Genomic DNA, 11726 nt, shown 5'->3' on the forward strand with positions numbered 1-11726 from the left:
AGGACGGCGAGGGGAGGGAACCCCTCGCCGTCCTGCCGGCTCTTTGTGTTACAGACCGACTAACGCGCTCCTACCGTCACCCCCGCTGCCTCTCGGGCGCTCTCCCAGGCGAGGCGGGCCTCCGCAAGGCGCAGCGGGTCCACCGGCCCCGGGGCGAGGAGGGTGTTGTTCAGGGTGGTCGTCCCGCTCCGGAGGCTGAGGTCCCAGCGCCCATTCGGGTTGGTCTCCGTGGGGCTGCCCCAGGCGACGACATTGCCGCTCACCACGTTCGTGGAGGCGTCCGGTGAGAGCCCGCAGTAGTCACGCACGTAGATGCCCGCGTCCGTATCCGCGTCCAGCAGCGTGCCGTCCGAAAGCCGCCCCGTCCCCAGCACGGTGTTTCCCCGAATCACCTGATGGTGCCCGTTCGCCACGGCAATCCCGTAGTTCGAGGTCTCCAGTACCACGTTGTCGGAGGCCTCGCTGTAGGCGCTGTTCGTGCAGCCGTCCCCCAGCATGATGCCGCCCCCGGAGTAGGAGGCGCTAGGCGGCGAACCGTAGGCCCCGTCAATCAGGTTGTGATGAACGCGAATGGGGCTTCCGGGCACCCCCGACGACGAGGAGAGGTTGATCACGTCCTCGATGTGGCCCTTCCCCGGCTCATTCACCACCCGGTTCCAGGCGATCTCCGCCCCGGGGATATTCGCCACCCGGTTGAGCTGCACCCACTGCACCCGGTAGAAGCTCCCCGTGTAGCCCCCCTGCCCGTCACTCAGCAGGCCGCTGATGTTGCGGGCGTCATTCCCCACGATGCGAATCGTCTCTCCGGGCTCTCCCACCCAGCCGTTCACGTAGATGCCGCTGGTCCCCCGCACGGTGGAGCGCTCGACGAGGAGGCTTCTCACCCCCTCGGCGCTGATAAAGCGGCCCTGAAAGCGTCCGGGGACGTTGGGGTTGAGGCCCTCGGCGGTCACCCCACGCACGGTGAGGCGGGCCCAGGCCCAGGGGGCAGAAATCCCCACGCCCCGACTGCGAATGCGGCTGTTCTCGATGACGACGGGCTCAGAGGTCTTCACCGTGACGGCGGGAACATCGGGATTGAGGCTCTCCCAGTTGCCGGAGTAGGTGCCGCCCCGGGTGATCGTGATCGGGGGCGAGTACACCGGCTCCGGGGCAACCTGGGGAGCGACGGTGAGGCTGACACGGCCCTGTTTGGTCGCATCATAGGTGCTTGTGGCCGTAATCGTGGCGTTCCCCGCGGCGACCGCCGTCACCTTCCCGCTTGCGTCCACCGTCGCCACAGCCACGTTGCTGCTCGACCATGTGACGCTGGACGGTGCGCCACCCGTGGCCTCCACCGCCGCTGTGAGCTGGCTACTGCCGCCTGCCGTCAAGTTCAGCGTGCTCGGTGTGACCGTCACGCTGCTCACCGCTGGAGGAGTGACGCCCGCCGCCACCGCGGTACAACCGCTCAGCGTCGCTTGCGCCCAGTCGGCGTGGTCATAGGCCGCCCCGTTCCCCGCATCCGTCACGACGAGCCGTAGGATGCGGCGACCCATGATGTTCACCTTGATGTTCTTGGTGGCGCTGACGCCCGTCATCACTCCACTGTCGTAGAGCTTGGTGTTGTCACCGTAGACTTGGAAGATCACGCTGCCCGCCGAACCCACCTCATCGTCAACACCAATACTCGCCGTGAAGGTGGTACAGGAAGCCGCGTTGTTAAAGCTCAGGGAAGAATGGGCATGCACCCCTAGCCCATGGCTGTATGTCTTGCCGTTCAGGGTGAGGGTCCGTCCGTCACCCGCCCCCTGCTCGCCGTTACTCCTGTTCCGTTCGGCGGGGCCCCAACCATTGGTCGCCGCTGTCCAAGGCTCTTGGCCCAGGAGAAGACTTCCCCCGGCGAGAGCAAGAGCAGCAGCGGTTGCCTCGTCCTCGACCGGTGCTTCAGTGTCTATCGGTGCTCCAGTGTCTACCGGTGCTCCGGCTGTGACCGACTCGGCAGGGGTACGAGGAACTGATGAACAAGCCGCCAGGCTCAGGGCTGCTGTACACAGGAGCCACAGTTGAGGACGAAGGAAGAGGAGCCGGGAAGAGGGTCGTGTCGACATGAGAATTCTCCTGATAGGGTGTGATGGACGAGGGAAGCTCTGGCGACAGAGACGGACGACCCCAGCCGCCGTGCCTCGGAGAGAGGGGAAGCGGCAGGAAAGGAGAAGGAACGGGCCTCGTGAGCTCGTACCAGAGGTTTCCCTCGGTTGGGCACACCCTAACTCAGGTCAAGTTCAAGGTTCTATGAAGTATTCCTGAATGCAAAGCAAAGACTGATTAATTTCTCACAACTCTCCCCCGCAGAGAGTCGACAAAACATGAGGGCCGAACCCCAGGCCCGGCCCCAACCACGAATAAATTGCAACTAACTACACTTTTAGCGAGGACCAATGGTCAGTCCGGCGGAACGGACCTTGTCTCTCCAGAGCTCAAACTCCTGGCGCTCGGTGTCGAGGGTAACGGCAGTGGGCCAAGGTCGGTTGTTGTAGCACAGGCTCGTGCAGTTGGGGAACCACGTATTGTTCAGCCAGGTACTGCCATCGGACCGAATGCGGGCCCAGCCAACCAGGTTGTCGTGCACCGAATTGTCCGACCAGATACCACTTGCCTGGGCACCAAACATATCCCAGACGTACAGTCCGACGTTCTGTGCCAAGTTGATCGAACCGTCTGGCAAACGACCGCTGGAGAGTACGCGGTTGTCATACACATTCTGGTGATGACCACCCGCGATGCCGATCCCCTGATTAGAGGTGCTCACAATTTGGTTGCGGAAGACCTCCACGTACCCACCTGCTACGTTGAGGTTGTCCTGGCTCCCGTCCCCCAACATGATCCCACCGCCCGAGTAGGCACTGTCGGTCGCCGGGAAGATGGCATAGGCCCCCTGGATGTAGTTGTTGTGGATCTTGATCGGGCTCTCGGGCGTCCCGCTACTGGAGTATAGGTTGATGTTCTCCTCCAGCGAGCTCTTGCCTGGCTCATTGATCACCTCGTTCCAGGCAATCTCCACCTCTGGTAGCTGGCGAACCTTGGACAGTTGGACAAACTGCACCAGGTAGCGGTCGTTGAGGTAGCCCCCCTTGCCGTCACTCTTGCGGCCATCGATGTTCTTGACACGATTGCGCAGAATCTTGACGGTCTGTCCGTTCGCGGCCTTCCCCTGAAAGATGTTGACGTAGATGCCCGTCGTGCCTTCCAAATAATTGTTCTCCACCCGCAGGTTCAAGACGTCCTCGGCGGAGATGAAGCGGCCGGTATGACGGCCATAGACATTGGGGTTCAGGCCGTAGCCGTTGGTGTTGCGCACGGTGAGATTGACCCAATAGCCGCGAATCAGATCGCCACGACCACGGATGTTGGCGTTCTCGATGACGACGGGTTCTGCGGTTTTGATGGACACGGCGGGAACGTTGGGGTCCAGGCTCTCCCAGTTGCCGGAGTAGGTGCCGCCCCGGGTGATCGTGATCGGTCCGCTGTAGGCGATTGGGCTTGTCGGCGTAGAGGGTGCCGTTGTCGTTGTCACTACACAATCACGCAGCATAGCGTTCGCCCAATCCGCGTGGTCGTAATGAATGTTGTCCCCAGCATTAGTCACAACGAGCTTCAGCTCTCTGCGGCCTGCAATATTGACATTAACACTTTTGGTCGTGCTTGCACCCGTCATGATGCCGCTGTCGTAGAGCTTCACGCCGTCCGCATACACCTGAAAAACCACGCTGCCAAGACTTCCAACCTCATCGTCAACGCCGATATCAGCCGTGAAGCTCGTACATTTGCCTCCAACATCAAAGCTTAGAGAAGAGTCGGAATGAACGCCGAACCCATTCCCATAGGTCTTCCCATTCAGGGTGAGGGTGCGCCCGTCGCCCGTTCCCTTCTCACCATTACTCCTGTTCCGTTCGGCGGGGCCCCAGCCGTTGGTGGCGGCCGTCCAAGGCTCATTACTCAGCGTATTATCGCCCGGGTCGATCGCCTGAGTCTGGAGCAGGTTCAAACCACCATCTTGAGCGGTCCACGAGTGGTCAGTCCCGTCATAGACGAAGTTTGGTAGGTTCTCTTGGCTTTGAGCCCTACCCTGAGCTGGACTTTGCGGAACACTGGACTGCGAGCAGGCAGCGAGCGTCAGAGCCAAGGCCAGGGCAGCCCACTGGGGAGCAGCACTTCGGAGGGATCGAGGGAGATGGGTCATGGCAAGGTTCCTCTTGTATAGGGGCGCGAAACGAAGCTGTGGAGATACAGACGAAGCAAGGGGACCGCCCGCCGTAAGGGGACAGAGGCCCTTTACAGCAAGGTCAGCTGTTCTGAGGCTCTAAAAGCCGCCGAACAGGTCACCACCTGAAAAAGGTGAGGGCAAAACCAAAATGTGAACGGGGTTCATCTCCGGACACCTTAAGAAACTCTTATTAGAACCTTCTTTAAAGTCTTCTTAAGATCCGCCCCCACCTTCAGCGCTCTCAGGCATCGCTGGCGTCTTTCTCTCGTAGACCATTCAGGTGATTAAGACCCTGGCGAAGGGCCATGCAAGACTTTTTGCGTGTCTACGACGGTTTTATTCCCGGCTTCATTCGCTTGTTTGAGGCACTCTCTGCCCCTCCGAGAGGTCAATAAGTAGATGAGAATAAGATGGGTTTGCTAAGTATTCCCTTCACGGAGTGGAGGGAGGAGCACCGCATGTGGGGGAATAAGGAGCGAACGAGCCACCTTCCCTCGCTCTCCCCTCCAGCTCTTTGGAGTCCCTAACCTTGTGAGTCTCCCCTTCTGGAGAAGAACCGGCACCCGTGCCGTGCAGGTGAGGGAATGGGCTCAAGCGCCTTCTCCCTCATCAAGGCGCTTCTCGCTTATCTGGCCTCGTCAAAGTGCACCCCTAGGGATTTCGGTTGAATAGGGATGCCATTCCTGTGACTCCCAACGGGCGGCAGAAGGAAAAAGGACGGATTCCAGAGGGGTGTTCGCCTTCGGCGCTTTCCCGAAGGCGAAGGGCTGGAGCCAGGAGCCGTATCAGGAGCAGATTGATGAGCTTCCCACTCCAGCCCTAGGCTTGATCGGCGACAGGACAGACCGGTCCGAGAGGAAGGCGGTTGCTGGTGGGCCAAGTGTGAGGGTTGGATGGGGTGGGCAGAGCCGCAGGCGTCAGAGGCGTCACCCTCTCTAGAAGCGGCTCTGCTTCTCCATCAAGCGACACTTCCCACCGCTCACCCTTGAGGGTCCGCAGCAGGATGGAACACCCGAGGGCTACCACGAGCAACAATGCGACCACACTCGGCAGCGCCACGAGTAACAACAGGACCATGTGAACAGTATGAACGTTTACCCCTCACAGGTCTATGACAAATCTCAAAAACTGCAGAGGCGCTCGTGCGGTCGAGCTGTGGGTGGATGTGCATCAGAAAAGCGTCATGAAAAGGGCACGTTAGATTTCTCACATTTTAGGGCTACAGTGGCAACGAGGTAACCCTATGTACAGTTCTCTGAGAATCCCGGTTCTCAGTGCTGCTCTCCTGGTGGGGGGTGGGCTGACCATCTCAGCTCTCGCGCAGAGCTCAAGCAAAATGCCGGGAGCCGCTGAGATCGCCTACAGCGGACCGATCACGATCACCCGGGGCGGCACCTACTCCGGCAACTGGGAGAGCCTGGACCCCAACGTTCCCGCCGTGTCCATCAAAACCGCAGAACCCGTCGTCATCGAGAACGCCAACATCCGTGGTCGTGGCGATCTGATTCGCGGCTATTGGGTCAATCTCACCGTGCGCAACACCAACGGCTACGGCCTGAACCCCAATGTCTATGGCCGTCATACCGGCCGCTTCATCTCTGCCGAGGACGTCTTGAACCTGCGGGTGGAGAACAATTATTTGGAAGGCACCGGCGGCATCTATGTCAATGTCTTCCAGGGGAAGGCCGCGAACGGACAGACCGTCAAGATTCTACGCAATCGTGTCAAGAACGTCGATGGCCGCAAGAGTGACGGCAAGGGGGGCTACCTCAACGAGCGCTACTACCTCCAGTCCGTGCAGTTCAATAGCGTCAGACACATTCGTCATGCCGAAATCGCCTGGAACGAGGTGATCAATGAGCCGGGCAAGAGCTCCACTGAAGAAATTATCAATATCTTCCAAAGTAGCGGGACGCCCGAGAGCCCGATCAAGATCCACAACAACTACATCCAGGGGGCCTATGCCCTCAACCCCACTCAGGACAAGGTGTACTCGGGCGGCGGGATCATGATCGGTGACGGGAGACAGGACAGCTTGGAGATAGTTGGCGGGTACGTGGAGGTCTTCCACAACCAAATTGTGAGCACCTCTAATCAGGGGATCGGCATCGCTGGGGGGCACAACCAGCACGTCTACGAGAACCGCATCCTTTCAAGCGGCCGCCTGCCGGACGGGACCATCATCGCCAGCACCAACGTCGGCATGTACATGTGGGATATGCAGAAGGGGGCTGAAAAGTCACCCAAAACTTTCTTCAACAACTCGCTGCGCGACAATCTGGTCGGCTGGGTGCGGTTCGGGAAGGACGGCAAGCCACACTTTAACAACCTCTGGACGCCCAGTTGTACCAAGGCCACGGGCAGCACCTGCAAGAACAACCGAAGCTGGCCCGGTGCCGTCACCCTTCAGACTGAACGCCAAGAATTCGAGCGTTGGCAGAAGAAGCTCCGCGAGGCGAACGTGGTGATTGGCCCGGTGACCTCTGCGGGCAAAGCGGCCTACTGAAGCCAGGGCGCTCGAGCTCAAACAGCAGGCCAGTGGTGACGCCCGACGTCACTGCTGGCCTTGCCTGGAGCTGCAGGGGTCCCCACACTCCGCATGCTGCCTCCTCCCCAACAAGGGGCGTCAGTCCGCCTCACTGCCCTGCAAGGCGTTGCCACCTTCCTCGGCCAGCCGTTCTAGGACAGGGGTCAGGTCCTCGCACCACAGCAGCACCAGTTCGGCCGCCCCATCTGAACTGACAAGCCGCCGGGCATTCAGCTTGATGGCGCGTTTGCCCTCACCCGGCAAGTCCATCTCCAGCAAGAAATCACGCAGCTCGGCTGCACCGAGCGCCACCTCACGCAGGCGGGTCACCAGGTCCGGCTGATCGAACTGGCCGCTTCCCAGGTCATAGACCCGCTCGCCCTGCACGTCTGCCGGGTCGGCACCCAGGAGGGTAAGAAGCGCCGTGTTGAAGGAGACGACACGCAGGTTGTGGTCCAGCACCAGGATAGGGTCAGTGATGGTATTCAGAATCGCCTCGCTGTAGAGCAGGGCTTCGCGCAACTGTCCCTCCAGCCGCTTGAGGGGATCGATATTGGTAAAGACAACCACCACCCCATCGATGAAGTTGTCGAAGGTGCGGTAGGGCGAGATGCGCATCAGGAACCACTGGCCTTCCCGGGTCTGTACGGCAGTTTCGAAGGAGGCGAGGGTCTGGAGGACGCGGCGGATATCCTCCTCCAGCGTGTCATGGCGCAGGTTGGAGGCGATGTCGGTCAGCGGGCGGCCCACATCGACCGGCATCAGGTTGATGACCTGGGTGATCTTGGGCGTGAAGCGCTTGATGCGCAGCTCGTTGTCAAGAAACACGGTCGCGATGCCAACCGAGTCCATCAGGTTCTTCATGTCGTCGTTGGCCTGTTGCAGGTCCGAGATAATGACCTGATGCTCCGCGTTGATGGTGATGAGTTCCTCGTTGAGGGACTGGAGTTCCTCCTTGGAGGTCATCAGTTCCTCATTGCTGCTCTGAAGTTCCTCATTGGCAGTCTGGAGTTCCTCGTTGGTGCTTTTGCGTTCCTCCAGCGCCACCTCCATCTCTTCGATGGTGGCCTGCAGATACTCCTTGGTGTACTTGAGTTCGCGCTCCAACTCCGCGACGCGGTCACTCGCCTCGGGGGCCACTCCACGTTGGGCCCGCGGCCCCTGCACCCCACCCCGGTCCAGAAAGACGATCAGGTAGAGGCTCCCCGTTTGACCGGGCAGACGCAGCGGCCGCACGCTCAGTTCAATCTGACGCAGCTCGCCGTTGACCGGCACTGTGAGGGCCAGGGAACGCGCCTCCTGCCCGGTTGACCCTGCCTCGCGCAGCGCGCCGCTGAGCTCGTAGCGCAAGGCGGGCAGCGCCATATCCACCACGTTCATGTTGGGCGTACCGGGCGGCAACTCGAGGTAGGCACCGGTGCGGCCGCTCACGTACAGCACGTTCCCCTGCGCGTCCACCATCACCGCAGGCGGAGCCAGCTCGGTCAGCAGCAGATTCTGCACCGCTCCCGGCAGCCCCACCTCCTTTCCGCTGGGCACCGCGCGGCGCAGCTCCGGGCGAGGCAGGTGGGGCCCCGGCAGCCCCACCTCCTTTCCGCTGGGCACCGCGCGGCGCAGCTCCGGGCGAGGCAGGTGGGGCCGCTCCAGGGACGGCTGCCCGAGGTGTCCTAGGGGGAGCACGCCGCTGGCCCGAGCCGGGTCCCGCCGGTAGAGCTTCCAGCGGTTATCCAGCGGGGCAAAGAGGTCACGAGCTGAGCCCAGCGTCTCGGACGGCCCCAGGAACAGCAGGCCGCCGGGCTTGAGCGCATAGTGAAAGAGCGGGAGGATCTGCTTTTGCAGCTCGGCACCGAAGTAAATGAGCATATTGCGGCACGAGAGCAGGTCCAGGCGGGTAAAGGGCGGGTCGCCAAAGGTGTTGTGCCGCGCAAAGACGATCATCTCCCGCAGATCGCTTCTGACCTGGTAGCCGCCGTCCCGCGGAATGAAGAAGCGCTCCAGCCGCGCTGGGGAAATTCCCGCCACGCCCTGCACGGAGTACAGGCCCAACCGCGCCACGTCGATCGCCTCCTGATCGAGGTCCGTCGCAAAAATCTGTACCTGGACATACCGCTCACCCCCGAACTCGTCCAGCACTTCGCTGAGCAGCATGGCGATGGAGTACGCTTCCTCACCCGTCGAGCAGCCCGGCACCCAGGCCCGGAAGGTGCTCAGGTCCTCGTGCTCGCGCAGGTAGGTCCGCAGATGGGCTCCCAGCGCCTCAAAGGCAAGGGGGTCCCGGAAGAAGCTGGTGACGTTGATCAAAAGATCTTTGAAAAGGGCGTCTACCTCGGCCGGGTTCTCGGCGAGGTACCGAGCGTAGTGGCTCAGCTCCGCGATCTGATGGCTTTTCATCCGCCGGTCAATACGGCGAACCAGCGTGTTCTGCTTGTAGAGGGAAAAGTCATGACCGGTGCGGGCCCGCACGTGCAGCAGGATCTTTTGCAGCGCGGCATTGGGGCGGCCCTCCGTGCCCTCCTGCACACGCAGCCACTCGGTGTGGGTGACCTGTGCGTACAGCTCGGCGGCAAGCTCCTCGGCGGGCAGCACCTGGTCCGCCACGCCGCTGGCGAGCGCACTCCGCGGCATGCTGGGGTACTGTGCGCTGGCCGGGTCCTGCACGAACACCCGCCCCAGGTTCTCCTTGACGGCCCGCACCCCCAGGCTGCCGTCGGTGCCCATCCCCGAGAGCACCACCGCCACCGCGCGTTCCCCCTGGTCGGCGGCAAGGCTCTGGAAAAACCCATCGATGGGCCGGTAGGGCTGGGGATCGGGCGTGAGCAGCAGGGTGCCGTGCAGCAGCGCCAGCGTGTGGCCCGGCGGAGCGACATACACGTGGTCGGGCTGCACCTCCAGACCGTCCGTGACCTCCAGCACGGGCAGCGGCGTGCAGCGCGCCAGGAGTTCGGGCATCAGGCCGCCCCCGCTGGGATCCAGATGCGCGAGCACCACAAAAGCCATGCCTCCACCACCCGGCAACGCCGTGAAGAAGCGTTCGTAGCCGTCGAGCGCCCCGGCAGAGCCCCCGATCCCCACCACAGCAGCGGGCGGGAAAGGCGCAGTGGCTTCGGTGGTGTCGGAGGGCGCACCTTCGGGGATGTGGGAGTGTTCAGGCATAGAGCAGGCTCCAGGGGTCGCGCGCCCACGGCCCAGGCCGCAGGACAGCAGGGGGCAGGAGGCGTAGCCGGATCATGGTAGCGCGCCGCTTCTCGCAAACTTGGGTGTACGCGACAAAGTGTGACCGTGACGCCGCACCCCGGTGAAGCAAGCCTCGGGGGCGTAGAGTCACCTTCCGCTGCGCGGCTGGTGTACGCTTTTGGGCTGCGGAAGGCGCGGGCAGGATGGGTGCCCTCCTGACAGCCGCCCGTGTTCCCGGTATTCCCAGGGGCGGTTGTCCATCTTCTGGTCGGGCGCAGGAGGCTGGAGCGCTATACTGCCCGCAGAACTTCCCCGACTTCCGCCCCCCGGGCGACGTACGCCCTTTTGCCACAGTCCCTTCCGACTGCGAAGCCTTTTTTGCCTCCGCGCCGCCTGGAGTTCCAAGAGACCGTATGAGCCACGACGCCTCCTCCCCCACCGGTAAGAACGCGCCTAGAGAGACGCTGCGCGAGCGGGCGGAACGTGAGTTGCAGATATCTGGACCCCCACCCGCACCGGCCACACAGGATCCCGCCACTCTGCTGCACGAACTGCAAGTCCACCAGATCGAGCTCGAACACCAGAACGAGGAACTGCGCCGGGCGCTGCTGGAGGCCGAGGAGGCGCGCAGCAAGTACCTAGACCTCTTTGATTTCGCGCCCATAGGGTACTTCACCTTTGACGAGCAGGGCCTGATTCAGGAGGCAAACCTCACCGGCTGCACGCTGCTGGGGGTGCCCCGTGAACGCCTGATCGGTCGCCGCTTTCCGCTGTTTGTAGATCCCGGCTGGCGGGGCCACTTCACGGCGCTGCTGAAGCGGGTGTTCGACGGCCCAGGCAAGCGGGTGGCCGAGCTGAAGCTGGTCCGGCAGGACGGGACTGGCTTTTGGGGGCAGGTGGAGGCCGTTGCGGTGGATCCCGCGTCCAGGTCCGGCCCCCACTGCCGCGCGGCGGTGATCGATATCACCGCGCAAAAGGAAGCGCAGGAGGAGGTGTTGCGCCTGAACCAGACGCTGGAGCAGCGAGTAGAGCAGCGCAGCGCCCGCGTCCGCGAGCTGGCTGAGGAGCTTGAACGCTTCACCTACGACGTGGCCAACGACCTGCAGGGGCCGCTGCGCCACATTCAGAGCTTCACGGAGCTGCTGAACGAGCGCTTTCCTCCTCCTGACGAGCAAAGCCGGCGGTACCTGGAACACATCGGCGCCTCGGCGCGGCGGATGCAGGGCCTGATCTCCGCGCTGCTTGACTTCTCACGGGCCAGTCGAATGCGCATGCGCCTCTCGCGCGTGCCGCTTGATCAGGTGCTCAGGGAAGTTCGCAAGAAACTCGAGCCCGAGCTCGCCAACCGGCAGGTGCAGCTCAGCGCCGACCCTCTACCGGTGGTCCAGGCCGACAGCGGCGCGATGCAGCTCGTGTTTCGCCACCTCCTGAGTAACGCCTTGAAGTTTACCCGCGCGCAGCCACAACCACGCATCCGCGTCTTTGCGCAGGAGACGGGGCGCGAGTACGTGCTGGCGGTGCAGGATAACGGTGCGGGCTTTAATATGCGCTACCGCGACCGCCTCTTTCACGTCTTTCAACGCCTCCACAGCGACCGGGAATACGAGGGCGCCGGGGTGGGGCTCGCCATCGTGCGCCGGGTCATGTCGCGCTACGGGGGCCGGGTGTGGGCCGAGGGCAAAGTTGGGGAGGGCGCCACCTTCTACGTGGCCCTGCCCAAGCAACCTGTGGACCTGGACTGAGGGCAGAAACATAAAGGCGAGCGGCCTTCCCTTCATG

The 11726-nt window shown here is 62.5% G+C and carries 5 protein-coding genes; 2 read left to right on the forward strand and 3 right to left on the reverse strand.

What is annotated here, in order from left to right:
* Positions 1-59: 59 nt before the first annotated feature.
* Together EI73_RS15730 and EI73_RS14340 are read right to left on the reverse strand one after the other, a co-directional pair.
* Positions 60-2090: an NPCBM/NEW2 domain-containing protein gene (locus EI73_RS15730; protein WP_081909104.1), complete on the reverse strand. Its 2031-nt coding sequence runs from the start codon at positions 2088-2090 to the stop codon at positions 60-62.
* A 317-nt stretch (positions 2091-2407) separates the two neighbouring features.
* Positions 2408-4027 carry an NPCBM/NEW2 domain-containing protein gene (locus EI73_RS14340; RefSeq protein WP_231557371.1) on the reverse strand — a complete coding sequence of 540 codons (1620 nt, stop codon included), beginning with the start codon at positions 4025-4027 and terminating at the stop codon, positions 2408-2410.
* 1462 nt (positions 4028-5489) lie between these two features.
* Here EI73_RS14340 and EI73_RS16770 point away from each other — a divergent pair.
* Positions 5490-6752, forward strand: a complete 1263-nt coding sequence (locus EI73_RS16770; RefSeq protein ID WP_034388777.1) for a hypothetical protein — start codon at positions 5490-5492, stop codon at positions 6750-6752.
* Positions 6753-6872: 120 nt separating this feature from the next.
* Here the strand turns inward: EI73_RS16770 and EI73_RS14350 are convergent, their stop codons facing one another.
* Positions 6873-9926 (reverse strand): CheR family methyltransferase, encoded by a 3054-nt coding sequence (locus tag EI73_RS14350; protein ID WP_034388778.1) that lies wholly within the window; start codon positions 9924-9926, stop codon positions 6873-6875.
* 434 nt (positions 9927-10360) lie between these two features.
* Here EI73_RS14350 and EI73_RS14355 point away from each other — a divergent pair, with 434 nt between their 5' ends.
* A complete protein-coding gene (locus EI73_RS14355) occupies positions 10361-11689 on the forward strand; it encodes an ATP-binding protein (RefSeq protein WP_051935655.1) in 1329 nt (442 codons plus the stop codon).
* Positions 11690-11726: the final 37 nt, after the last annotated feature.

This window comes from Deinococcus sp. YIM 77859 (assembly GCF_000745175.1).
GTDB lineage: Bacteria > Deinococcota > Deinococci > Deinococcales > Deinococcaceae > Deinococcus.